General features: G+C 66.2%; 20 protein-coding genes and 1 pseudogene. 10 read left to right on the forward strand and 11 right to left on the reverse strand.

The window, feature by feature from the left end; genetic code table 11:
• Positions 1-364: 364 nt before the first annotated feature.
• A complete protein-coding gene (locus JJL56_RS30990; protein WP_200487657.1) occupies positions 365-1045 on the reverse strand; it encodes a DUF6064 family protein in 681 nt (226 codons plus the stop codon).
• A complete protein-coding gene (locus tag JJL56_RS30995) occupies positions 1045-1905 on the reverse strand; it encodes an aldo/keto reductase (RefSeq protein WP_247891347.1) in 861 nt (286 codons plus the stop codon). The genes JJL56_RS30990 and JJL56_RS30995 overlap by 1 nt, the downstream gene beginning before the upstream one ends.
• Positions 1906-2746: 841 nt before the next feature.
• On the opposite strand from JJL56_RS30995, the gene JJL56_RS31000 reads away from it, so the two are divergent.
• The gene (locus JJL56_RS31000; protein ID WP_200487659.1) at positions 2747-3721 is read left to right on the forward strand and encodes a recombinase family protein; all 975 of its coding nucleotides are present in this window, start codon (positions 2747-2749) and stop codon (positions 3719-3721) included.
• A gap of 75 nt (positions 3722-3796) precedes the next feature.
• Here the strand turns inward: JJL56_RS31000 and JJL56_RS31005 are convergent, their stop codons facing one another.
• The 3 genes from JJL56_RS31005 to JJL56_RS31015 all read right to left on the reverse strand — a co-directional run bounded on the left by JJL56_RS31005 (position 3797) and on the right by JJL56_RS31015 (position 8385).
• Positions 3797-4639: a transporter family protein gene (locus JJL56_RS31005; RefSeq protein ID WP_200487660.1), complete on the reverse strand. Its 843-nt coding sequence runs from the start codon at positions 4637-4639 to the stop codon at positions 3797-3799.
• A 120-nt stretch (positions 4640-4759) separates the two neighbouring features.
• Positions 4760-6874 (reverse strand): alkyl/aryl-sulfatase, encoded by a 2115-nt coding sequence (locus JJL56_RS31010; protein ID WP_247891348.1) that lies wholly within the window; start codon positions 6872-6874, stop codon positions 4760-4762.
• A gap of 281 nt (positions 6875-7155) precedes the next feature.
• Positions 7156-8385 carry a hypothetical protein gene (locus tag JJL56_RS31015; RefSeq protein ID WP_200487661.1) on the reverse strand — a complete coding sequence of 410 codons (1230 nt, stop codon included), beginning with the start codon at positions 8383-8385 and terminating at the stop codon, positions 7156-7158.
• 146 nt (positions 8386-8531) lie between these two features.
• Here JJL56_RS31015 and JJL56_RS34195 point away from each other — a divergent pair, with 146 nt between their 5' ends.
• Together JJL56_RS34195 and JJL56_RS32835 are read left to right on the forward strand one after the other, a co-directional pair.
• On the forward strand, positions 8532-9266 hold the full coding sequence (locus JJL56_RS34195; protein WP_486598833.1) for an efflux RND transporter permease subunit: 735 nt from the start codon (positions 8532-8534) through the stop codon (positions 9264-9266).
• 304 nt (positions 9267-9570) lie between these two features.
• On the forward strand, positions 9571-9762 hold the full coding sequence (locus tag JJL56_RS32835) for a glycoside hydrolase family 15 protein (protein ID WP_211112022.1): 192 nt from the start codon (positions 9571-9573) through the stop codon (positions 9760-9762).
• A 27-nt stretch (positions 9763-9789) separates the two neighbouring features.
• On the opposite strand, the gene JJL56_RS31030 is transcribed toward JJL56_RS32835, so the two are convergent.
• The 4 genes from JJL56_RS31030 to JJL56_RS31045 form a co-directional block, all read right to left on the reverse strand.
• The gene (locus tag JJL56_RS31030) at positions 9790-10566 is read right to left on the reverse strand and encodes an ATP-binding cassette domain-containing protein (RefSeq protein ID WP_200487662.1); all 777 of its coding nucleotides are present in this window, start codon (positions 10564-10566) and stop codon (positions 9790-9792) included.
• A 54-nt stretch (positions 10567-10620) separates the two neighbouring features.
• Positions 10621-11655 carry an ABC transporter transmembrane domain-containing protein gene (locus JJL56_RS31035; RefSeq protein WP_200487663.1) on the reverse strand — a complete coding sequence of 345 codons (1035 nt, stop codon included), beginning with the start codon at positions 11653-11655 and terminating at the stop codon, positions 10621-10623.
• 257 nt (positions 11656-11912) lie between these two features.
• Entirely contained in the window at positions 11913-12767 is an 855-nt protein-coding gene (locus tag JJL56_RS31040) for a PRC-barrel domain-containing protein (protein WP_200487664.1), read from the reverse strand.
• Positions 12768-12906: 139 nt separating this feature from the next.
• On the reverse strand, positions 12907-13419 hold the full coding sequence (locus JJL56_RS31045) for a DUF421 domain-containing protein (protein WP_200487665.1): 513 nt from the start codon (positions 13417-13419) through the stop codon (positions 12907-12909).
• A gap of 214 nt (positions 13420-13633) precedes the next feature.
• Here JJL56_RS31045 and JJL56_RS31050 point away from each other — a divergent pair, with 214 nt between their 5' ends.
• Positions 13634-15163 (forward strand): DegQ family serine endoprotease, encoded by a 1530-nt coding sequence (locus tag JJL56_RS31050; RefSeq protein ID WP_247891349.1) that lies wholly within the window; start codon positions 13634-13636, stop codon positions 15161-15163.
• A gap of 21 nt (positions 15164-15184) precedes the next feature.
• The gene (locus JJL56_RS31055) at positions 15185-16480 is read left to right on the forward strand and encodes a DUF2254 domain-containing protein (RefSeq protein ID WP_200487667.1); all 1296 of its coding nucleotides are present in this window, start codon (positions 15185-15187) and stop codon (positions 16478-16480) included.
• 7 nt (positions 16481-16487) lie between these two features.
• Here JJL56_RS31055 and JJL56_RS31060 read toward each other — a convergent pair whose 3' ends face one another.
• Positions 16488-17060, reverse strand: a complete 573-nt coding sequence (locus tag JJL56_RS31060; RefSeq protein WP_200487668.1) for a superoxide dismutase family protein — start codon at positions 17058-17060, stop codon at positions 16488-16490.
• 350 nt (positions 17061-17410) lie between these two features.
• Positions 17411-17680 (reverse strand): hypothetical protein, encoded by a 270-nt coding sequence (locus tag JJL56_RS33510; protein ID WP_247891350.1) that lies wholly within the window; start codon positions 17678-17680, stop codon positions 17411-17413.
• Between JJL56_RS33510 and JJL56_RS34160 the strand changes: the two are divergent.
• The 5 genes and pseudogenes from JJL56_RS34160 to JJL56_RS31085 all read left to right on the forward strand — a co-directional run.
• Positions 17606-18049, forward strand: a pseudogene (locus tag JJL56_RS34160) (SLC13 family permease); the annotation flags it as partial. The gene JJL56_RS33510 and the pseudogene JJL56_RS34160 sit on opposite strands and share 75 nt — an antisense overlap.
• Positions 18050-18098: 49 nt before the next feature.
• On the forward strand, positions 18099-18827 hold the full coding sequence (locus JJL56_RS31070) for an ArsB/NhaD family transporter (RefSeq protein ID WP_200487669.1): 729 nt from the start codon (positions 18099-18101) through the stop codon (positions 18825-18827).
• A 17-nt stretch (positions 18828-18844) separates the two neighbouring features.
• Positions 18845-19789, forward strand: coding sequence for a universal stress protein (locus tag JJL56_RS31075; RefSeq protein WP_200487670.1), 945 nt, complete (start codon positions 18845-18847; stop codon positions 19787-19789).
• A 73-nt stretch (positions 19790-19862) separates the two neighbouring features.
• Positions 19863-21185: a PQQ-dependent sugar dehydrogenase gene (locus tag JJL56_RS31080; protein ID WP_200487671.1), complete on the forward strand. Its 1323-nt coding sequence runs from the start codon at positions 19863-19865 to the stop codon at positions 21183-21185.
• A gap of 130 nt (positions 21186-21315) precedes the next feature.
• Positions 21316-22832 (forward strand): AsmA family protein (locus JJL56_RS31085; RefSeq protein ID WP_200487672.1); only part of this gene is annotated, 1517 nt, incomplete at its 3' end.

The raw sequence follows: 22832 nt of genomic DNA on the forward strand, positions 1-22832 counted from the left end.
CTCAGCGGCTTAACCTCGCGCCCGCCACCCCCAGCTTCAGCTTCGGTGAATTATCCGGGCTAGCTTCGGTCGAACTCAGCGTTTCTCAATCATAGAATTAAAGCTTCTCAAGCACAGAGTTCGGTTTCTCAAACTTAGCGTTAACGACCAGGCACGTTGTTGAGACCGGGGCTTCCGAGTTTGCGGGGGCTTGGCTGGTGGATCGCGAGATCCTTGGGGATTCCTCTTGGTTTTCCTGTGCAGCAGCGAGGGTCGGCGCGGCTTCGCCCGTTGTCGTCTTAACGGCCCGGAGGTGTCCGACGTGCGGCCGGACGATCGCTTGCCTTCGCATGCAAGTGCCGGAACTTACGCTTGACCGAATCCGTCAAGGGTGCTCTCCCGACGTCGGTCGGGCCGCGCACCGACGCGCGACCGGAACGAGGGCCACCAGTGTCGTTCCAAGAAGCACCCATTGTTCCGGTGCGCCCATGCTGTGCAAGGTCGCCCAGCTGGCGAGGCACCATGCCATCGGCACGGTGAGCAGCAGCCACGACCATCGTCCTTCCGCCATCATAATCAGGCCGATGGTGGCAATAGCGGTGGGGTCTGGTGTGATGCCGAAGACCTCGGCTCCGCGCGGGGGCCGTCCGGCGAGGAGTGCCGCGAAGGGGTGCAGAGCAAGCGCATAGAGGAACAGCGCGAGCCCTGCGAGCGCCCGTCCGGTCCATGAGAGCGACCAGCGAAGCCGGGCACCGACCAAGGCCAGCAGGACGGCCTGAAGCGCGAAAAGCGGCGCCACATAGGATGCGGCCCAGTTGATGGTGGCGTAGCGCTCCCATAGGAAGCTCCAGGCCGACCACGCCCACAGAACGGCCAGGGTCCCCGCGATCACCCGATGCGACCATGTGCGGGGCCGGATGAGCCACAGCAGAATGGCGGCGCCGAGCAGCAGCATCAGAACATGGGTCGGCCAGAGCGCTTCGTTGTGCCGTTCGATCAGCCGCCAGTAAGTGCGGGGACTGAAGAGCAAAAAGTCTTCGGTCGAATAGGTCCACCATTCCGGCATCAGAGGCCCCTTACATAATCGGCCATGCGCCGTCGCATCGCGGCGTCCGGCATCGGCTCCTCCATCGCGGCCATGTTCTCGCGCACATGCGCGACTTGGCTGGTCGCCGGGATGGCCACGGTCACGGCGGGATGGGAGATGATGAACTTCAGGACGAATTGCGCCCAGCTGGAAGCCCCGATGTCGGCGGCCCAGGAGGGCAGGGGATGGCCCGACAGCCGGCGGAGCAGCACGCCTTGCTGAAACGGGCGGTTGACGATGACGCCCATCCCGCGGTCCGCCGCCAATGGCAGGATGCGCTCCTCCACTTCGCGGTCGACGATGTTGTATGAAAGCTGCACGAAATCGAGAGGCTGCCTCCGCATGATCTCTTCGAACAGGTCGTGGCGCCGCCCTTCCGACGTCGTGATGCCGACGTAGCGGAGCTGACCCGCTGCCTTCATGAGGAACAGCGTCTTGAGATGTTCCTCCCAGGACAGCAGGTTGTGCACCTGAAGCAGGTCGAAGCGCGGAACGTCCCACAAGCGGCGCGTCTCTTCGATCTGCGACGGCCCGCGCGCGCCCGAAGAAATCCAGACCTTGTCCGCTGCGAAAAGGGTAGGGGGGTGCCTCAGCTTCCGGAGGCCATCCCCAACCACCGCCTGGGAGGAACCGTACATGGGCGAGGAGTCGATCATCCGGCCCCCCATCTCGAAGAAGGCCTGCATGACCGCCGCGCATTCAGCGCGCAGTTCAGAATCGTCGCCGACGTTGAACGTGATCCAGGTGCCCAGGCCCACGGGAGGTATGGCCTCTCCCGTCGATGGAATGCGTCGAACCGGTGTTTCTGCGCTCTGTGCCAGGATGCGCCGCGGCGTCATCAGGGCGGCCCCGGCCATAACACCATACAGAACGGCGCGTCGTGTCGCTCTCATGTTTCCTTCCTTTTGTCTCCGTGTCGCTGCGCTCCTCGACGGATGCGACTCCTATATGCGGTGAAGTGCGTCGGCGTGATCGAAGAACCTTCTGAACAGGTATGGTGCGGAAAACCATGCCATCGGTGAGATCTGCCCTCCCTTCCCCGGCAGCAACCTGACAACACCGGGGAAGTGCTGACTCCTTTCCTGGTTTTCGCACTCCATCCACTCTGTCCCTGTTCTGTTAAGTCATTGATTTTGATCGCTTCTGTTCACAGATGATACTAAACGGAGTGTTAGCTGCCTTCTGTCGTTGTTTATTGCTACAGTCTTGTCGCTCCGGCTTTATGAGCGGACTCCCGCGGTTTTTGGCCGTTTCGGCTGTCGCCGTCGGGTGGTTCGTGCGAAAAGCCGGATTCCAGGGGGGTCGACACCCTGCCTGCCCCCGTTTTGCAGACCGGATCGTGCGAAATGCGGGCGGTTCATGCGAAAAGCTCCCCGTCGGGGCGCGGGGAAGCGCCTCATGTCGTTGAAAAGCCGACATTCTTCCAGGAAGACAGATCAAGACGCGCTCAGCCCGAGGGCCGTTCTTTGCCTGATGTCCCGCCGGTCGAGGAGGCCGGCGCCGCTTGGCATCTTGTCTCGTGCCGGCTGACAGTTCCGGTCCATCAGCGGGGCGCACGGCGGCCCACGACGCCTATATATTTTACCAAACGGCCGTTACGTCCCGGCTGCTTTTTTGGTAAAATGACCCGGCAAGGGCGCTCTTCCCGTTCGAAAGGCGCCGGTCACCGGAGACGAAGCCATGGCGCTGATCGGGTACGCCCGCGTGTCGACCGACGAGCAGACCACCGACCCGCAGCTCGACGCTCTGAAGGCGGCCGGCTGCTCGACGATCCACCGGGAGCATGGGTCCGGCGGCGACCGGTCACGCCCGGAGCTGAAGCGTGCCATCGCGCGCTGCCGCGCCGGCGACGTGCTGGTCGTCGTGCGCATCGACCGGCTGGCCCGCTCGCTCGCCCACCTTCTGGAGATCATCGAGGCCCTCGACGCCCAAGGGGCGGGCTTCCGCTCGCTGGGCGATCCCATCGACACCACCAGCCCGCAAGGCCGCTTCACCTTGCAGATCCTCGGCGCGGTGGCCGAGTTCGAACGCGCGCTCATTCGCGAGCGCACCAAGGCCGGGCTGAAGGCGGCCAGGGAGCGTGGCCGGATCGGCGGCAATCCAGGCCTGCGCTTCCGTTCCGCGTCGGCGGTGCGCGCCGTCAACGACGCCCGCGAGGCACGGCGCGACGCCGATGTGCTGCGGGTGGCCGACGACATCCTGCCGCACGTCCGGGCGATGCGACCCGGCTATTCCTGGGCGACCGTGGCCCGCAGCTTGTCCAGAAATGACTCGCGGCGCCCCGACGGTGGCCCGTGGACCGGGCCGGCCCTGGCGCGCGCCGTGCGTCGCCTCGCGCGCGACGGGTTCGTGGACGACCGGGTGCTGGAGCGTACGCCGCGGCGGCGGGACAGCGACGATCTCGTCACCCTGGTCGCCTCGGCGGTGAAGACGCTGGACAACCCAACCCTGACCAACATTGCCCGGCATCTTGAAGAGCTGCACTGCCGGACGCCCCGTGGCGAAACGCGCTGGTCGGTCTCGTCGGTGCAGAACCTGCTGGGTCAGGCCGTCGCACAGGGGCTTCTGGAAGATCGGCCGCTTCCTGCACCGGAAGCGCCCCGTCGGCGTGGCCGCCCACCCAAATCGCTCAAGAGTCTGAAAGGCAGCCCATAACGCCAACCGTCGCCGCCTACGGTCAGCGGAACAGCCCGAATGTTACCAGCGCCTCGGCAATCCGTCCAGGCCTCCTTATTTCGGAAAGAGAAACTGAAGTTGGAAGCGGATCGACCAGTCCGCCCCGAAGTCCGGTCGCGCAACGTTGTAGAAGGCCTGCATCTGCGCATTCACCGGTTGGGCGCCAACCTTGAAGATACGGCCGGCCCCTCCTCCCAGCGGCACGGTCCAGCGGTTGCCGTCGCGGCTGTTCCAGTCGGCGGTGATGACCGGCGACGAAACCAGATACCAGCCATCATCCATGTTGTAGTTGATGAAGGGCTGGATGAGCAGCTGGTTCACATCCTTGCGGTCGCCGTCCCCGGCGAACGACCAGAGTTGGCGCACGAGTGAGCCGGCCACCCAATTGCCGGGGGTGACGAGAGCCACCGCAGCCGGCCCGGCGCTCCACTTTCCGCTGCCCAGGCTGCGTTCGGTGGCGGTCGGAAAAGTGACCGACGGCCCGACGCCCCAGATCACCGGGCCGGAAGCGGCCGGTGAGACGTAGACGCTGTGATTGATGTCGCCGAGCCCGAACGAGGAGCCGTTGCCCTGCGGATCGGCCGGCAGTTCCGGCAAGCCCGAACTCAGATCGGAGAGATGGGTGATGGGGGCAATCGTCCGGTTGATCAGGTTCCATCCGCCAACCGTCACCGGGATGACCGGTTGGACGTTCAGGACGTTGGCCACGCCGTCGTCATTCGGTCCAACGCCGAACAAGGTGTTGTTCTGAAACGGCAGGCTGATCATGGCCGCGACGGGGTTCTGGGCGGCCTTGGCGAGATCGCCGCTCTCCTGGGCGGACGAAGACGACGAGGCGGTAAGACAAGCGAACAGGATCGGCAGGGCCGTGAAGCGAGAACATGGGGGCAACCGCATACCGGATGCACTCCAACCAATCGAAACAGGGGTTTGGCGCGATGCTGAGGACTCCGGATCGTCTCATTCCTCCTTTGAAGAAGACGATCCGTGCCGTCCAGCCAACAAAAGCAGCGCCGTCTAGGGTGTGACGATGTTGAACCAGAACTCGAACGTGTCGAGGTAGGAGACGACCTCTTCCAGCTTTGCCTGGTTGCCGTTGACCTTGACCGTTCCGGACTTGATCGCGTCGGCCAGCTTCGTCTCCTGCAGGATGATGCCGTTCAAGGTGTCCCGCGTCAGCGTGACCGTCGCGTCGGCACCGGTGGCTTGGCGGTTTGCCGTGTGGTTGAGTACCCCATTTTCCATCTCGACGAGGTATTTTCCGTCCGCTTCACCGAAGTCGAAGTTGAGAACCGCCTTCGCGTTCGCGGCCTTCGTCGTGTTCAGGCGGACGGCCAGATAGTCGAAGAACAGGTCGAGGGTCATCGCACGGATGGTGTCGGGGCTGGCGGTGTTCGGGGTCGGCAGTTTGGCCACCCCATCGCGCAGTTCCTTGGCGCCGGTCAGGTAGAAGTTGCGCCATGGTCCCGATTCCGCCTGATACCCGAGTTGTTCCAGGGCGTCGGCCTGAAGCTGCCTGGCCGCCGCGTTGCCGGGATCGGCGAAGACGACGTGGTTCACCACCTGCGCGACCCAGCGATAATCGCCTTTGTCGAACGACTCCTTCGCCTTCTTCAGAACCTCATCGGCGCCGCCCATGAACGCGACGTAGTTCCGGCTCGATTCAACCGGTGGGAGTTCGTGCAAAGTCGCCGGGTTGCCGTTGAACCAGCCGAGATACAGGACGTAGGTGGCCTTCACATTGTGATTCATCGACCCGTAATAGCCACGGTTGGCCCAGAAGGTGGCGAGGCTCTTCGGCAGCTCGATCCGCTCCGCGATCTCGACCTCGGTCAGCCCCTGGTTGGCGAAACGCAACGTCTCGTCGTTGATGAAACGGTAGAGGTCGCGCTGCTTTTTCAGGAGGTCTACGACCGCCGCGTTGCCGAACGTCGGCCAGTGGTGCTGGGCGAACATCACCTCCGCCTTGTCGCCCCACATCACCAGCACCTCGTTGAGATATTTCGACCAGGGCAGCGGCTCACGGATTTTGGCACCGCGCAGCGAGTAGGTGTTGTGCAGGGTGTGGGTGGCGTCCTCGGCCGCGGAGATGGCCTTCCTCTCCTCGATGTACCAAAGCATCTCCGCCGGCGCCTCCGAACCCGGCGCCATCAGAAACTCGTAGGTCAAACCGTCGATCACGTGCTTCTCGCCGGTCTCCGCAACGATGTCGGTCGGCGGAATGAGCGTGACGGTGCCGGCCGAGGTGCTGGTTCCCAGACCGGCGCCCACCTGCCCCTTGGCGTCCGGCGGCAGCAGGTTGCCGTACATGTAGCTGGCCCGGCGGCTCATCGTGTTGCCCGCCATGACGTTCTCGGCGACCGCGGCCTCCAGGAAGCCCTCCGGCGCGTAGACCTTGACCTTGCCCGCGGTCACGTCGGCCTCGTCGATCACCCCCCGGACGCCGCCGTAATGATCGACGTGGCTGTGGGTGTAGATCACCGCCTTGACCGGCTTCTGGCCGCGGTGCGCAAAATAGAGGTCGATCGCAACCTTGGCCGTCTCCGCCGAGACCAGCGGGTCGACGACGACGATGCCCTCGTTGCCTTCGATGATCGTCATGTTCGACAGGTCCAGGTTGCGGACCTGGTAGATGCCGTCGGTCACCTGGAAGAGGCCGCTGATGTTGATCAGTTGCGACTGCCGCCAGAGGCTGGGATTGACGGTATCCGGAGCCGCGGCGTCCGGGGTGATGAAGCTGTACTGCCCCGGGTTCCAGATCATGTTGCCGGATTGGCCTTTGATCTCCGCTGTCGGCAGGGGAGCCACGAATCCCCGGCGAGCGCTTTCAAAGTCGGAGCGGTCGGAGAAGGGCAGTTCGTTCAATAACTTCGCGTTTGCCGCTTTGGTGGCGGCCGTCGCATCCTTGCGTGCGTCCTGGTTCTGTGAAAGGGCCGGAGACGTCATCCCGTCGCCGACGAGGATGATCGTCGACAAAGCGGCCAGCAGAGCGCTTGACTTCATCAAACAAGCTCCTTTGATTGTCCGGAAAAGATCCCGTTCTCCGGGAGACCGCGATGATGCACGATCCCGAATTCCGACAGATTCCTTGCCTGTCTGCTGGAATGTCTGCTCTGTCTGAACGATGAGCATCCTCTCAACGGCGCAACATATTGACCTAGGGAAAGGGGATTTTCCTGCCCGAAATAAGCCAAACTTGGTGTTTATAGTATAACAAAGCACCATATCTAAGGTAGTGGGCGCGATCTGTTCTAAATATTTTAAGGGAATAGTTCTTTAATATAGAGACCATAGCGCCATGTTGAGCGTCAATTGTCGCTGCATTTTTCTTGGTTTTTGAGGGTTCAATTCGATGACGCCGGGCGCCCACATCAACCGCAAAAGGGCCGCCGAGCGGCGTTGGAAATGCCTTCTCAAAGCAGCAACAGGCGCTTTGCGACTTTCCAAAGCTCCTGGAACGGCAACTGCGTCGCGCCAGCCGCGATGAGCGGCAGCAGCGCGGCAACACCGAGCGGGACGATGGTGGTCCGGCTGTAAGGGACGATGCTCATCTTCTTCGCCGCGGCGATCAGTGCGGACGGATTCGGCTGGGCTGGTTCGCCCGTCACCCCCGGATCATCTGGCGTTGTAAGATTTCGTCCCAGGATTTCTCGCTCTTCACGGCGAAAATGGTTGGTCGCCTGTGCGGCCCCGGTGAGAAGTGTCTTTTCCTTGAGCGCACGAAGCGGCCTTACGAAAGCGGCCAGCGGCAGTGCGAACAGGAGGAGGATGCACGCGAGCCAGCCAGCCATGAGGTAGCTGTAGGCATGGACCTCGAACGCGTCCTGCTGGAACGCGCGGGCGACCGCAGCTCCGAGCGACGCGCTCATCGCGAAGACCAACGCGGCGAACACGTTGGGATATTCACCCAGGAAGGCAAGCCCTCCGGCTCCGTCCGGGTGGGTGACGACGAGGCGCAGGTCAACGCGTGCGATCGAGCGCAGGAGCAAGCCCCAGACGACATGCCGCCAGAGCCAGCGGAGCAGCAGGAACCAGAACAGTGGCGAACTGACGAGCACGCACCACCATGCGGCCGCCGTGAGGCGCCTCGCGTCCTCCGTTCCCGTGACCAGCCACGACACATCGGTCCGTCTCAGGAGCCCGGCCGCACCGGCCGCGCTGAGGCCGAAGGCGATCAGTGCGCAAGCCGTGGCGGCGGTGGGGCTGCGCCCCCTTCGAATGGCCCGCGCCACGGCCTCCGCAGCTGCGGCCATCGCTTGCGGGGTGAGCAGTGGCGCGGCCACGAAATGCCGCAGATATCGTTTCAGTTGCTCATCGACCTGCCGATCCATGAGCGTGAAGATCGCAATGGCCAGGACGAACCGGGCCCAGGCTCCCCAATCCAGCAGGAAGGGGTGGTGCGCCAGCGGCGCCGCGGCTGTTCCGGCCGATGCCGTGAGAAGCAATGGCACTCCCCAAGCGAGGGCAACCAGGACCGCAGCCCGCCACGGTGCCGTGCCGGCGCGATACCGAAGCCAGCGGACCTGACCGCGCAGATGATCCCCGGCCTGATCCGAGCTGAAGCCAAAGCGTTCGATAGCCTCGATCAAGGCGTCCGTCTGCCCGCCGCCGCGAGGAACCTCATGCCTTGCTTGGTTCATCATCAGCTCCCACCGCCGCTTCAAAGAACCTGATCGGAACCAGTGTTTTCAACAGAACGCAGGGAGATAGGGATCGGACGCCAAGTTGATCACCATGGTCACCCTCCAGGCCTCAACGCTCCTTCCGGGATGGAGCGGGCGGTCCGCGCATGAAGCAACTCAACAGGTCGCCCCGCCCGCCGGGACGCCTCGTTCACACACGCCGCGCAAGGGGCGTGGTGGCGTCGGCAGGCGTTCTCCAGTTCTTCTGGAAGACCGGCCGCTTCCTGCACCGGAAGCGCCCCGTCGGCGTGGCCGCCCACCCTGAAGGCACAACCACCCATCCGGCGAGAAACACCGAGTCCGCCCACCAGGCGGGGGTCGCCCTGTCGGCTTATGAACTGGATTTCTTCGGCAAGGCCAAGAGCCTGTCCGATGCGGCCCTGCACGAGTATCTGGCGACCGAGCAGGCGCAGCGGGCGGCAAGGATCGGGGTGGTCGCCGAGGTGGTGAGAAGTTACGTGCAGGAGCGCGCCGCGGCATCCCGTGTGGCCCTCGCGCGGCGCATCCTGATCGTCGAGTTCGCCAAGCAACTGCGCGAAGAAGGCATGGGTCTGGCGGAAGCCGCCGTGGCCGCGGCCCGCCTGCGCCTGCGCCCGATCCTGATGACCTCCCTGGCCTTCGGTCTCGGCGTCGTGCCGCTGATGATCGCCATGGGCGCCAGTACCGAGACCCAGCACGCCATCGGTACCGGCGTGTTCGGCGGCATGGTCAGCGCAACCGTGCTGGCCATCATCTTTGTGCCCGTTTTCTTCGTGTTCGTGATGGGCGGGAGAGAGCGTCTTGAAGCCTGGCGGATGGCCCGCCGAACCGCCCCTGCGCCCCGCCGGGTGGAAGAGAAATGAAAACGATGAGATCGCTCACCATCCCCTTCCTTCTCGCGCTGTCCGCTTGCTCCTTCACCCCGGCCCTCGACAAACCGGCCCCGCCGGTGCCGGCGGCCTTGCCGGGCATCGCCGGGGTCGAGACACACGCACTCGCGGTCGAGCTCAAATGGCGCACGCTGTTCGGTGATCGCCGTCTGCGGCGGCTGGTCGAATTGGCGTTTGCCAACAACCGCGACCTGCGGCTGGCGACCCTGAACACCGAGATGGTCCAAGCCCAGTACGGGATCCAGCGCGCCTCACGCCTGCCCGCCATCGACGCGAGTTGTTCGAGCGCGTCCTCGCCCTGCGCAACGCTGTCGGCCTGCTGTCGGAGGAGTACGACACGCGGACGGGGCGGCTCGTCGGCAATTTTTCACAGGCCTTCTCCCACATTGCGCTGGTCAGCACCGCCCACAATCTGGCGCGCGGCGCCCAGCCGGTGCGCCAGCGCGGGCTGGACAGCGGCAAGGCATGACCGCGCGCAATTTCAGAGCGCCGCATTTCAGAGCGTGTCCGACGTCCGCAACGCCCCGCCCTTGCCGTGCTGCTGTGTCCACTGGGCGGCATCGATGACGCGACCGCCGCTGGCCGCGGCTCCCTGGTCCGCCTTGGCCATGTCCAGGGCCAAGGCAAGATTGCCCCGACGCTCCACTTGGAGTTGGCCGTCCTCGACGCGCAGGATCAGGTCGGCGCGCCGTAGCGTGGACAGGCGGTGCGCGATGATGAAGGTAGTGCGCCCGCGCATCAGCTCCTCGATGGCGTCGGTGATGGCGGACTCCGTGTCCCTGTCCAGCGCGCTGGTCGGCTCGTCCAGGATCAGGATCGGGGCCTGCTTCAGGAAGGCGCGGGCCAGGCAGATGCGCTGGCGCTCGCCGCCCGACAGGGTCAGGGCGCGTTCGCCGACCAGACTGTCATAGCCGTCCGGCAGCTCCCTGATGAAGTCGTGGGCGCGCGCCCGGCGCGCGGCGTCCTCAACCTCCTCCCGCGTGGCGTCGGCGCGGCCATAGGCGATGTTCTCGGCCACAGTCGTCGAAAACAGCGACGGCTCCTGCTCCATGATCGCGAACTGCCGGCGCAGGTCGCACAGGCGGTAGTCGCGCACGTCCCGGCCGTCCAGCCGGATCGTCCCGGCGGTCGGGTCGATCAGGCGGACCAGCAGGTTGGTCAGGGTGCTCTTGCCTGATCCGGTGCGGCCGACGATGCCGACGCAGGTGCCGGCCGGCACGGTGAAGGACGCGTCGCGCAGCACCGACGGACCATCGGTGTAGGCAAAGCTCACGCGATCGAAGGACAGGGTGCCGCGGGCATGCCTCAGCGGCCGGGCATCGGCCTTTTAGGGAATGGCCGGCGGGGCCTCCAGCAGCTCGAAGGCGCGTTCGCCGCAGGCGAAAGCCGCCTGTTGGGCGATGATGTGCTGGGCGATGGCCTTCAACGGTTCGTAGAGCTGGGTCATGTAGGCCAGCAGCACGATCAGGTCGCCGACGCTGAGCGCGCCGCCCTGCACGTCGCGCACGCCGACATAGAGGATGCCGGCGGTGCCCAGCCCGACCGCCAGCGCCAGCACCACGCGAAAACCGGCGTCGATCACCATCACGGACAAGCGCGCCATGAAGCAGGCGCGGCCCTCATCGATCAGGCGCTGCACCTCATGGTCCTCCTGGCAGGAGGTCAGCACAACCCGCCGTGCGCCCAGCACCTCGTAGGCGAGCTGGGTCAGTCGGCTTTCGAACTTGCGCACGCGGTGCCAGCGGTCGCACAGCGGTCGCTGCTTGAGCACGATCAGGACGATCAGCGGCACCGCCGTGGCCAGGGCGATGACGGCGACCTGCGGGCTGATCAGGGCGGTGACCCATACCACCCAGATGACCGAGCCGACCTTGGTGATGAGGGGGATGACGCCCCAGATGGTCATGGCCTGCAACGCCGGGGCGTCCTGGCTGATGCGGAAGACCTGATCGACCACGCCGCGCCCGGCGTCGCGCGAGGCGGCCTGCGCCAGGGCGTTGCCCATCACCTTGGCGCGGAAGCGCCGCACCATCTGGTCGGCGACGGCCTCGCGGTAGAGCCACTCGACGACGCTGTGCACGACGGCCAGCAGGGCGACGAGAACGCCGAAGGCGATGCACAGGTACAGGACCATGTCCTTGTCGCCCGTGACGTCCGAGGGCAAGGAGCGGGTGAGAAAGGAGGGCAGAGGTTTGTCGCCCAGAACGCTGTCGACGATGATCTTGATCGGAATGGGCGCAAGCAGAGCGATGGGCGTTGCAAGCAGACCGAGCGCGACGATGAGCCCCAGCTGTGGATACCAGGGACGAGCTTCCTTCAGCGCGCGCCAGTAGATGGCGCTCGGCAGCGTCTTTTTCGGCATGGCTCTGGTCTTTCGACTTTGCGCTGGTTCGACCGGGCGCTCGCTCGACTGGGCCCGTCCCCCTCGGCAGCATCACCAGTTCATAAAGGATATAGGAGGCGCCGACTTCACGTCATGGATGCGGTTCCAAACTCATCCTGAAAAGTGAGTAGGTATACTCGTAAGTGGTATGGCCGGTGTTCCTTGTGCCTGTGTTTAACCGTCCAATCGGCAGGAAGGTGAAGCGCGAGGGGGAACCCTCGCGCTCCGCGACAGAGCTACTGCTTGGCGGTTCCGCTGCTTTGCGTGCCGCCACCGCTGGAGCCGGCATTGCCGGTGGGCGAACCGATGCCGGCAGCATCCATGCGGCCCGCGTCGAACCGGTTCAGCGTGCCGACATCGGCGCTATCATAGGGAAGGCCGTAATAGTCCAGGCCGGGATCGAAGCCGGCTCCATAGCCATAGTACGGGAAGGCATAGGGGCCGGCGGCGTTGCGGTCACCGGTGAAGCGCGGCTCGACCACCACGGCCGTCAGCTTGCCCTGCCGGTCGAAGATCAGATCCTGGACATAACCGTAGTCGGCCTTGTTCTTCAGCCGGGCCGTATCGCCGATCAGTTCCGATGCCCGCCATACGCGGGGCTGGCCGGTTCCGGCCGTTCCCTCCTCGACCCGGCGGACGCCGCTGCCGGGCTTCGCCGCGACATCGAATCCGGCCGCGCCGAACAGGTCGTAATCGCCGTAATTGGCTTCGGTGATCGGGACGGTCACGCGTTCCATCTTGGGGCTGACCTGAACCTTGTTCCATGGCACCGCAAAATGCGTGTCGCCGATGCCGAGGAAGCCGCCGGCCGCCACGACGATGCTGCGGATGTTGCCGTCGGGTCCGATCAGGATGTTCTCGACCTCACCGATCTCGTTGCCGTTGGCGCCGTACGCCCTCGTGTCGATCAGTTCATCGGCGCGCCAGCCATTGCGGTACAGTTCGTCGTAGGTCCAGCGGTCGAGCGATACGGTTTTGGCCGACGCGAGCGGGCCGTCCGCCTGCTGCTTCTGAACCTGGGCGTTGACGCCGGGAGGCGCGACGAGCATCAGGGCGACGGCCGCCGCGGTGAAGAGGAGTGTCCGTTTCATGACGATGCCCTCGTGTCGGTTGCGCGATGGACGGATGTCCGTCTTCCCGGCCAACTCGACCGGGCCAATCGCGTTCCCTCTCGTTCCCTCTTCTGTGCGTCGAGAGAGCATCGGCACCGCACTCCTGGCGCAAAGCCGCTCAAGGACGGCTGACGTTCTCGAGCACCGGGGTCCCTTCATCCGCCGCGCCGCCGGAAAGCACGCTGAACGACCCGTCCGTCTCCAGCACCACGGCCAGCACCGTGTCGAGATCGGTGCGCCCCTGGGCGCGCAGGATCGCCATCACCTCCTCGCGGGTGACGCGTTGCTCCACCAGGGCTGCCGGCAGGAAGTCGCCCCGGTAGACGAGCATTGTCGGCTGCGCCTTGATCAATTCCTGGAAGCGGGGCGAGCGCACCGAAAGCCAGGTGATGGCGTATTGCAGGACGATGAGCAGCGCCAGCGCCAGCACCCCCTCGGCCAACGCCACCGACTCGCTGAGCAGCACGGTGGCGAGTGTCGACCCGAGTGCCACCGTGACCACGAGGTCGAAGGCATTCATCTTGGTCAGGGTGCGTTTGCCGGACACCCGCAGCAAAAGCACCAGCGCCGCATAGGCCAGCACACCGACGACGAGCACGCGCCCAAGTCCGGCCCAACTGTCGAAGAACATGGATTTTCCCTCCCCGCTGCGTCTCGGCACTGCCAACGAGCCCTGTGGATGGGCAGTTCCCCGCCAAGACGGGCCGGAAGGGGCGGAAACAGGGGGCTCCACCCCCTATGCGTCCTTTTGGGGATGAGAGGCGACCTGCCGGGACGAGTTGGCCCAGCGCAAGCATCTCTTGCAGGAAATGCACGTATCCGCATGACCGCTGATGGAGGCCGCCATGCCCAAACCCACCGTCCCCAAACCCACTCTCTCCAAATCGACCGTCTTTGTTCTCGCCGCCGGCCTTTTGCTGACGCCTGTGGGTCCGGCTGCGGCGCAGCCGTCCGGCGCACCGGCGCGCGAGGCGCCGGCCAGCTTCGCCGATCTCGCCGAGGCGAAGCTTCCGTCCGTCGTCACCATCGCCGCGTCCAGCAGGCCGCCGAACCGACAAACCGCGCGGTCCGATCAACCGGGCGGAGGAGACGGCCCGTTCTCGCTCTTCCCGGACAGCCCCTTGCGCGACTTCATGGAGGACCTGCTGCGGAAGCAGATCCCAAACTTCGGGGGCGGTCTGGAACGCAGAGGTCCCGAGCCCGGACCACAAGGCTGGCCCGGCAAGTCGCTGGGATCCGGCTTCATCATCGATCCGGGCGGCTACGTCGTTACCAACAACCATGTCGTGGAACGCGCCGACACGGTCGAAGTCACGCTCACCGACAAGCGCAAGCTGCAAGCCAAGGTCGTCGGCACCGATCCCAAGACCGACCTCGCCCTTTTGAAGGTCGAATCCGACAAGCCGCTGCCCGCCGTGCATTGGGGTGACAGCACCGGCATGCGGGTGGGCGACTGGATACTGGCCATCGGCAATCCCTTCGGCCTCGGCGGCACGGTGACGGCCGGCATCATCTCGGCCCGCGCCCGCGACCTCGGCGCCGGCCCCTACGACGACTTTCTGCAAACCGATGCCGCGATCAACCAGGGCAATTCCGGAGGCCCGATGTTCAACCTGAAGGGCGAGGTGATCGGCGTGAACACCGCCATCTTCAGCCAGTCGGGCGGCAACGTCGGCATCGGATTTGCCATCCCCTCGGAACTGGCCGGGCCGGTCATCGCCGAACTGCGCGACACCGGCCGCGTCACGCGCGGTTGGCTCGGCGCGTCGGTGCAGCCGGTCGGGCCGGACATCGCCAGCGCGCTCGGCCTCACGGAGCCGACCGGGGCACTGGTCGCCGAGGTTTCCAACAACGGCCCGGCCGCCAAGGCCGGCGTGGAGAGCGGCGACGTCGTGACCGAATACGCCGGCAAGCCGGTCCAGGAACCGCACGACCTGACGCGCATGGTCGCGCGAACCAAGCCCGGCGACACCGCCCGCGTGGTCGTCCAGCGCGACGGTAAGCCGATGACTCTGGAGGTCCGCGTCGCCGAACTGCAACCGCCGTCTCAGCAGGCAGAGGCGCAGCAGCAGAAGCCCGGCGAAGGCCAACTCGGCCTGACGTTGGCGCCGATGACGTCGGAACTGCGCAAGCAGTTCTCGCTGGACACCGACATCAACGGCGCGGTGGTGGTGGAGGTCGCCCCGAACAGCCCGGCTGCCCGTTCCGGCTTCGAGCCGGGCGATGTGATCACCCGGGCCGGGCAGCAGCCCGTGGAAGGACCGGACGACGTCACCAAGGCCGTCGAGGCGGCGCGCAAGTCGAACAAAGACAGCGTGCTCCTGTTGCGACGACGCGAGGGCAGCGCCTTGTTCGTCCCGTTGCCGGTCGGGTAATCAGGGGTGGGTGATTGAGCCATGCAGGACCGCCTGCGCCACTATTGGATGCTTCTGCGCGGAAGCCTTTGGTTCGTGCCGCTGCTGATGAGCATCGCCGCGGTGGTGCTGGCCGTCCTGCTGCTCACGCATCGGGACCTGCTGCCGGATGGTGCGGTCGAGCTGTGGCTGGTCTACAGCGGCGACCCGGAAAGCGCCCGCCAGCTCATGGGCGCTCTGCTGTCGGGCACCATCACCATGACTTCGCTGGTCGTCTCGATCACGGTGGTGGTGCTGACGCTGGCGGCGGGGCAACTCGGGCCGAGGCTGGTCCGCAACTTCATCAGCGACCCGCAGACGCAGGCGGTGCTCGGCCTGTTCGTGGCGACGATCCTCTATCTGCTGGTCGTCTTCCGCAGCATCGGCGGCCCATCCACCAACGGCATTCCGCACCTGGCGGTCAGCGTCGGAACGAGCCTGTCGGCGCTGTGCCTGTTCGTGCTGCTGTTCTACGTTCACAAGCTCGCCCGCGCGATCATGTACGACAATGTCGTGCGCGACGTGACGCGGGAGTTGCGGGCCACCATCGACCGTCTGCTGCCGGAAGCGGATTCGCCGCTGTCCGCCCCGGTGCCGCCGCCGGAGGGTGTGGTATGGATCGGGCTGGGGCATGACGGCTACATCGAGGCCATCGACTTCGATGCGCTGGTGCACGAGGCGCGCGGCGCCGAGGTGGTGCTGTGGATCATGGTCCGGCCGGGTCACTACGTGCTGACCCGCGGCGACCATGTGGCCGTGCATGCCCCGGAGGGCTGCCCCGACGCGCTTGTGCAGGCCATCCGCGGGGCCTTCATCATCGGCGCCGAGCGGACGCCGACCCAGGACCTGGAATACGGCATCCGCCAGCTGGTGGAGATTGCGCTCCGCGCGCTGTCGCCCGGCATCAACGACGTTTTCACCGCCATCGCCGTGATCGACAATCTCTCGTCGGCGCTTTCCCAAATCTTCGAGCGCCCTCTGGAGGCCGCGGCGCGCTGCGACGAGGATGGGAAACTGCGCGTGGTTCGCAATGTGACCGACTATGACGGGCTTGTGCGGGCGGCCTTCGACCAGATCCGGCAGGCGGGGAACGCCATGCCCGCGGTCCTCATCCGGCTGGCGGAAGGGGTGGCGCGGCTGGCGCCCTACACCCGCACCGACGAGCAGCGGCGCCCGTTGCTGGACCAACTCGCGCTCATCGAGGAGGCTGGAGAGCAGGGCATCGCCCAGGATCACGACCGAGCGGCGCTTCGGCGGCGTTGCCGGGACGCGCACGATCGCTTGGCCGCCCTGGTCTGAAGGCCGCTCACCGCGGCTGCGTCATGCGCATAATCGGACCGCAGGCGACCCGGCCGCCAGCCGCGCCGGCCGGATCGGTCCGGTAGTCGTCGGGTGTGGCGTGCAGAACAAGCGCCGTGCCGTTTCCGCCGAACAGGCTGTCCGTTCCGGTGCCGAGAGTCACGCGGTCGGTCAGGATATCGGCCCAGACCTGCCCGTTTTGCGACGCTGCAACATTGGGAAGGTCGCCCGCATGCGGGCCGCCTTGGTCCAGGAGCCCATGGGACCGTCCGCCGGGATTGAAGTGTCCGCCCGCCGACTGGAAGTCGGGCGGTTGGCATCGGGCATTTTCGTGAATGTGAAGCCCGTGGACGCCCGGCGGGATCTTGTCGAGGCGAAGCTGGATCAACACTCCGCTGGGCGTCTGGATGAAAGCCGCGGTTCCTATCGTCTGCCCGGCCGCGTCCACGAGACCGGCTTGCGCCAACGCCTGGCCGGCGGGCGGCGCCGGCAATGCCGTGCGGCCTTGGTTTGCCGTCTGGGCCAAGGCGGGGGCTGCCAGACAGATGACCGCAGTAGCGGCGACGAGAGCGGGATTCATGGTGTTCCTCCGAGCAAGTCCGTGAGGGGCCGCGCGCAAGAGCGTGCCCTGTCGCGTCAACTCGGCTGAAGAGGAGGTGTCGCAGCCAACACCAGCGGGCAGGCGCACCGGGGAACCCCATCGTCCATCCGCAGTTGGGCTTTACGGTTTCCATGCACCACCGCTGTACACACCGCGCACCGGCCACAGACCGCGCAGGGTGAATGGGGCAGGGCGGATGGAGCGATCATGGGAAATTCGGCAAAAATACCGAGGCTGAGTGAAGGTCGCGCGGAACGCAATTTTCTGCACGTCAGTTCTTGGAAAGGATGAGCGGGAGGAGCAATGCGACCGTTGCAAGAAGCAATGCCTCATCCGGGCCGATCATGTTGATTGCCCCTGCCTTCGCCGCCACCGCTGTGGCCGTGCCCGGCACGACGGCTGCTCAGGCGCAACCCGTCCTGCCGATGGTGGTGATTGGGCTGCTGCTGATGGTCACCTTCGGCTTCATAGCCTTCGAGAAACTCCATAAGAGTCTGGCCGCGCTGCTCGGCGCCGTTGCCGCCGTGATCGCCGCGCTCGTCCTCGGCGTCTATGGCGCGGACGTGGGTTACGGGGCCGTTCATGAGTTCATCGCCCACGACATGGGCGTCATCGGTGTCATCGTCGGCACCTCGATCCTGGTCGAGGTTGTCGGCGGGTCAGGCTTCTTCCATTTCCTGGCGATCCGGCTGGTCAAGATGACCGGTGGCAAGCCACGGCTGCTTCTGCCTGCCGTCATGGTGGCGACCGTCGGCTTCGTCACCTTTCTCACCATCGCGCCCGGCGTGCTGATCATGAGTTCGCTCGTGCTGGTCATCACCCGCGCGCTCGACGACAATCCGGTGCCCTACATCGTCGCGGTCGCCATCGGCGCCAATTCGGGTGCCCTCATGACCTTCGCGTCGGGCATCCCGACCCTGATGATCGGCACCAGCGCCGGCATCTCCTATGTTCACTTCCTGATCGTCTCGACACCGCTCGCCATCATTTCGGCGCTGCTCGCCTTCGGCATCATCCATGCTCTTCTACCGCAAACGCCTCGTCGCCACCGGCGATCCGGAAGCGCGCCGGCGCAAGGTCGAAGCCTTCGACGAATGGGCGCTGGTCAAGGACCGCCGGATCTTCATCCGCTGCGCGATCATCCTGCTGCTGACCACGCTCGGCTTTGCCTTTGCCCAGCAGCTCGGCGTCGGGCTCGACTTCATCGCGATCTGCGGCGCGACGGCGGCCCTGCTGTTCTCCGGTTTCGATCCCGAAGAGGCGATCCGCAAGGTGAAGTGGCCGATCATCCTGTTCTTCGTCGGGCTGTTCGTGCTGATCGGCACGGTCGGCGCGACCGGCCTGCTGGAGGTGATGGCGAGCCAGATCTTCGCCATCACCGGCACCAACATGCTGGCGGTGCTGTTGATCCTCGTGCCGTTCGTGTTCGTGACCGCGGCGATCGTGGACAACATACCGGTCGCGGCGACGATGATCCCGGTGGTGCAGACCATGATCGCCGCGGGGCTCGCCCCCGAACCGCTGTGGTGGGCGCTGATCGCCGCCAGCAATCTCGGCGGCAATCCGACGCCCGTCGGCAGCATCGGCGCGGTGATCGCGCTGCACGCGCTTGAGCGCGAGCGCGGCATACGGATCGGCTGGGGCGAGTACATGAAGGTCGGCGGTACGGTGGCGGGTCTCCAGATCGTGCTGGTGATCGCCTACCTCCTGTTCTACCGCGTCTTCAACCTGTTTCCGGACCTCTGATCGCGGATGGCCGTGCCATGACCGACTTCAGCAATCTCGATCTCGACGCGACGATCAACCAGTTCGAGGCGGCGGCATCGGCCCAGCGCATGGAGGTGCCGGGGCTGACGGTCCGGCGGATGCTGCTCGCGCTCGACGGCTCGAACCAGGACCGGGCGGTGCTGGAGCTCGGGCGGGCGGTCGCCACCCGGCTCGGCTGCGCCGTGCTCGTCACCTATGCCTACGAGCAGAGCACACCCGATTCCGAGAAGGACCGCTATCTCGCCGAGCATGCCATGGCGCTCGGCAGAGCGGGGCGGATCGAAGCTGCCCACGCCCGCGCTCCGGGCGGAGGACGGGCGTTCCGGCAGATCCTGGATCTCTCGAAGGCGCATGGCTGCGACCTCTCCATGTTCCCGTCGCCCTATCTGGAGGATTTTCAGGACGTCGGCGGCAGCAGCGTCGGCACCACGACTGACGTGCTTGTGCACCGGCGCTCGAACCCGTTGCTGGTGGTGCGCAAGCCTGCGGAGAACGTGCGCGACCGACTGGAAAGGGTCGTGCTGCCGCTGAACCTCCTTTCGGAGCGGGGGGCCGAGGCGGCGGCGTGGGCGCTGGGCCTGACACCCTCGGACGGAACTATTCATCTGCTGGCCGTGGTCGATGAAGAAATGCTCGATGCGGTGCGGCACCTCGTCGGTCAGTCGTTTCGGGCCGCCGAGGTCGATGAGGCCTCGCTCGCCGGGCTTGGCCGCCCCGACGTTGCCGGCCTCGTCGCGGTGATTCAGCGGCGAGCGAGCGAGGCTAACGTGGACTGCCGGGTGACGGTCCGGCATGGCCCGCTCATACAGACCGTCGCGGCGTTCGCCAACGGCGAACCGGGGCTGCTGGTCGTTGGCTGCGGGGATGACTGCGCCGCTAGCGACTACCAACGGACGCTCGGCCTTCTCCGCGAATCCCGCAATCCCGTGCTTATGGTGTGAAGCGGCTCGCGGAACAGCGCCAGCCGGCAATTCGTTCAGCATCCAATGCTCACGGATCGGAAGACTTGCAGCAATGACCAGGCTGCCCTTGGCCGCGTTGCTCGCTGCTTCGGCGGCAACCATCCTGACCGGCTGCGGCGAGACGGCGACGCTTCCGGTCTCCGCCGGAATCGGCCCCAATCCGGCGCTGCCGCCGCCCCGTGAGACGGTGATCCCCACGGTCAACATCGCGCCGGCACGGGGCTGGCCGGCCGGCGCATCCCCGGTCGCCACGCCTGGGCTGGCCGTCACCTCCTTTGCCGATGGCCTCGACCACCCGCGCTGGCTGCTCGTGCTGCCCAACGGTGATGTCCTGGTGGCGGAGACCAACGCCCCGCCCAAGCCGAAGGACAACCAGGGGATCCGGGGCTGGGTCATGAAACAGGTGATGAGCGAGGCCGGGGCGGGTGGGCCAAGCGCCAACCGCATCACCCTGCTCCGCGATGCCGACGGCGACGGCGTGGCCGAGGCCCGCTCGGTCTTCCTCGACGGCCTCAACTCCCCGTTCGGCATGACGCTGGTCGGCAACGACCTGTACGTCGCCAACACCGACGCGGTGGTGCGCTTCCCTTATCAGCCGGGCCAGACGCGGATCACCGCGCCGGGCACCAAGGTGGTGGACCTGCCCGCCGGCCCGCTCAACCATCATTGGACCAAGAACGTCATCGCCAGTCCGGACGGGCGGCGCCTCTACGCCACCGTCGGGTCGAACAGCAACGTTGCCGAGAACGGCATGGAGGCGGAGGAGGGCCGTGCCGCCGTCTGGGAAATCGACCCGGCCACCGGCCGCCACCGCGTTTTCGCCTCGGGCCTGCGCAATCCCAACGGCCTGGATTGGGAACCGACGACCGGCGCGCTGTGGACCACGGTCAACGAGCGCGACGAGATCGGCAGCGACCTCGTCCCCGACTACATGACCATCGTCCGGGACGGGGGCTTCTACGGCTGGCCCTACAGCTACTATGGGCAGCATGTGGACGAGCGGGTCACGCCGCAGCGGCCCGACCTCGTCGCGCGGGCAATCGTGCCCGATTACGCGCTGGGTCCTCATACCGCATCGCTCGGGCTTGTCTTCGGCAGGTTCGGCGCTCTCCCGGCGCGCTTTGCGGACGGCGCCTTCGTCGGTCAGCACGGGTCGTGGAACCGCCGGCCGCACAGCGGCTACAAGGTCGTGTTCGTGCCCTTCGCCGGTGGACGCCCCACTGGGGAGCCCGTCGATGTGCTGACGGGGTTTCTCGACCAGGACGGCAACGCGCTCGGCCGGCCGGTCGGCGTTGTCCTGGACGGGAAGGGAGCGCTGCTCGTCGCCGACGATGTCGGCAACCGCATCTGGCGCGTCACGGCGAGCGGTCCCTGACCGACGGCCAGAGGCAGTCCGACTGAGAGCGCTTATTCCTCATGTCGCGGAACCGCAGGGCGCGGTGCGGATTGGGCCAGGAAGAGGCCCTTTCCAACCGACCCCCTTCCAACCGACCATAGGTGCTGCCATGCCTCGCGCCGTGAAACTTCTGATCTCCACCATCGGCAGCCTGCTGGTTGTCCTCGTCGGGGGCATCGCGCTGTTGCTTGCGGTCGCCGTCGCCGATGGCCGCGCGATGGCGTTCATGATCGAAAAGGCCGCCACCGCGGTGCTCGGCCACGATGTCGATGTCGGTCATGCCGCCGTCGCGGACTGGGGGATGCCGACGACCGTCGAGTTGACGGACATCGCCGTCGAGAACGCCGCCTGGGCGGACGAGCCGTCGATCTTCCGCGCCGAACGGATCCGGGCGGCGCTCACCGTTTCCGGCCTTTTCCCGCCCGCTGTCGAACTTCCCCGCGTCGTGGTGACGGCTCCGGCCGTGTTCCTGGCGGTCAACGCGGAAGGCAAGGCGAATTGGCAGGGGATGGTGTCCGGCTCGGGTGCGCCGTCGGACGGGCCTGCGGATCTGTTCGGGCTGAAGAGCTTCCAGATCGCCAAGGGAAACGTGGTCTATCGGGATGCCGCTCCTGGCGCGCCGCGAATGGTGCGGCTGCACGGACTGCGCGCGGAAGCGCCGTCCGTGGACCGCCCCATCACGTTCGAAGCACAAGGGCAGCTCGCGGCAGGGCCGTCGAAGCCGCAACCCCAGAACATCCGCTTCAGCGGCGAGACCGGATCTTTGCGCCAGCTGCGCAAAGGGGACCTGCCTGTCCGGGCGACGGCCTCGGTTGGTACGGTGCGCGCGGAGGTGTCGGGCCGGGTCACAAGCCTGTTTGGCAACCCAGCGGCGGACCTGCACGTCGTGGCCGAGGGCGAGGGCCTGCAACCGCTGTTCGCGCTGGCGGGGGTGGCGGTCGGCTCCACCCCGTCCTTCCACGCCGAGGCGCAGGTCGTCAAGGAGGCGGCGCGGTGGACGGCGGACGGGATTCAGGCCCGCCTCGGCGAAAGCCGTGCGACGGGAACGCTGACGGTTGATGCTTCGGGACCGAAGCCGATGGTCGCCGGGGACATGACCGCCACGACCCTTGCCGTGGGGCAACTGCGCGAACTAGCGGGGCAGGGCGGCGGGCAGACACAGAGGGACGGGGCGCAGGATCTCCCCTTCGGCTGGCTGTACGCGGTGAACGCGGACCTCACGCTCCGGGCCGAGCGGATCGAGGCGCCGAGCCTGCCGTTGCGCGCCGGCAGCGCGTCGGTGACCCTCAAGGACGGGATCCTTCGCATGGATCCGTTGCACGTCGGAATGCCGGAAGGAGCCATCACCGGAACGCTGCGTGTGGACGCGACGGCGAATCCGCCGGTGTTGGCGCTTGGTGCGAAGGGCCAGGGCGTGCCGGTGAGCGCGCTGCCGGTGGTCGCCGGGAAGGTGGCCGGGATGGTGGAAGGCACCATCGCGGGGACGGCCGACCTCAGCAGCGAGGGAAGGACCCTCGGCGCGCTTCTGGCCAACCTGACCGGCAAGGTCCGAGCCACCGTCGATGAGCTATGTTGGAGATTGGGTGACGGGCCGATCAGGCGGCGTTCTGTGACGCGGCTTCAGTG

Origin of the sequence: Azospirillum aestuarii, from assembly GCF_016632405.1 — a bacterium.
Classification (GTDB): Bacteria; Pseudomonadota; Alphaproteobacteria; order Azospirillales; family Azospirillaceae; genus Azospirillum; species Azospirillum aestuarii.

Excerpts from the sequence above, each read along its gene's own strand:
- JJL56_RS30990 (WP_200487657.1), bottom strand. The coding sequence starts at position 1,045 with ATGCCGGAATGGTGGACCTATTCGACCGAAGACTTTTTGCTCTTCAGT.
- JJL56_RS30995 (WP_247891347.1), bottom strand. The coding sequence starts at position 1,905 with ATGACGCCGCGGCGCATCCTGGCACAGAGCGCAGAAACACCGGTTCGA.
- JJL56_RS31000 (WP_200487659.1), top strand. The coding sequence starts at position 2,747 with ATGGCGCTGATCGGGTACGCCCGCGTGTCGACCGACGAGCAGACCACC.
- JJL56_RS31005 (WP_200487660.1), bottom strand. The coding sequence starts at position 4,639 with ATGCGGTTGCCCCCATGTTCTCGCTTCACGGCCCTGCCGATCCTGTTC.
- JJL56_RS31010 (WP_247891348.1), bottom strand. The coding sequence starts at position 6,874 with ATGCTCATCGTTCAGACAGAGCAGACATTCCAGCAGACAGGCAAGGAA.
- JJL56_RS31015 (WP_200487661.1), bottom strand. The coding sequence starts at position 8,385 with ATGATGAACCAAGCAAGGCATGAGGTTCCTCGCGGCGGCGGGCAGACG.
- JJL56_RS34195 (WP_486598833.1), top strand. The coding sequence starts at position 8,532 with ATGAAGCAACTCAACAGGTCGCCCCGCCCGCCGGGACGCCTCGTTCAC.
- JJL56_RS31035 (WP_200487663.1), bottom strand. The coding sequence starts at position 11,655 with ATGCCGAAAAAGACGCTGCCGAGCGCCATCTACTGGCGCGCGCTGAAG.
- JJL56_RS31040 (WP_200487664.1), bottom strand. The coding sequence starts at position 12,767 with ATGAAACGGACACTCCTCTTCACCGCGGCGGCCGTCGCCCTGATGCTC.
- JJL56_RS31045 (WP_200487665.1), bottom strand. The coding sequence starts at position 13,419 with ATGTTCTTCGACAGTTGGGCCGGACTTGGGCGCGTGCTCGTCGTCGGT.
- JJL56_RS31050 (WP_247891349.1), top strand. The coding sequence starts at position 13,634 with ATGCCCAAACCCACCGTCCCCAAACCCACTCTCTCCAAATCGACCGTC.
- JJL56_RS31055 (WP_200487667.1), top strand. The coding sequence starts at position 15,185 with ATGCAGGACCGCCTGCGCCACTATTGGATGCTTCTGCGCGGAAGCCTT.
- JJL56_RS31060 (WP_200487668.1), bottom strand. The coding sequence starts at position 17,060 with ATGAATCCCGCTCTCGTCGCCGCTACTGCGGTCATCTGTCTGGCAGCC.
- JJL56_RS31070 (WP_200487669.1), top strand. The coding sequence starts at position 18,099 with ATGCTCTTCTACCGCAAACGCCTCGTCGCCACCGGCGATCCGGAAGCG.
- JJL56_RS31075 (WP_200487670.1), top strand. The coding sequence starts at position 18,845 with ATGACCGACTTCAGCAATCTCGATCTCGACGCGACGATCAACCAGTTC.
- JJL56_RS31080 (WP_200487671.1), top strand. The coding sequence starts at position 19,863 with ATGACCAGGCTGCCCTTGGCCGCGTTGCTCGCTGCTTCGGCGGCAACC.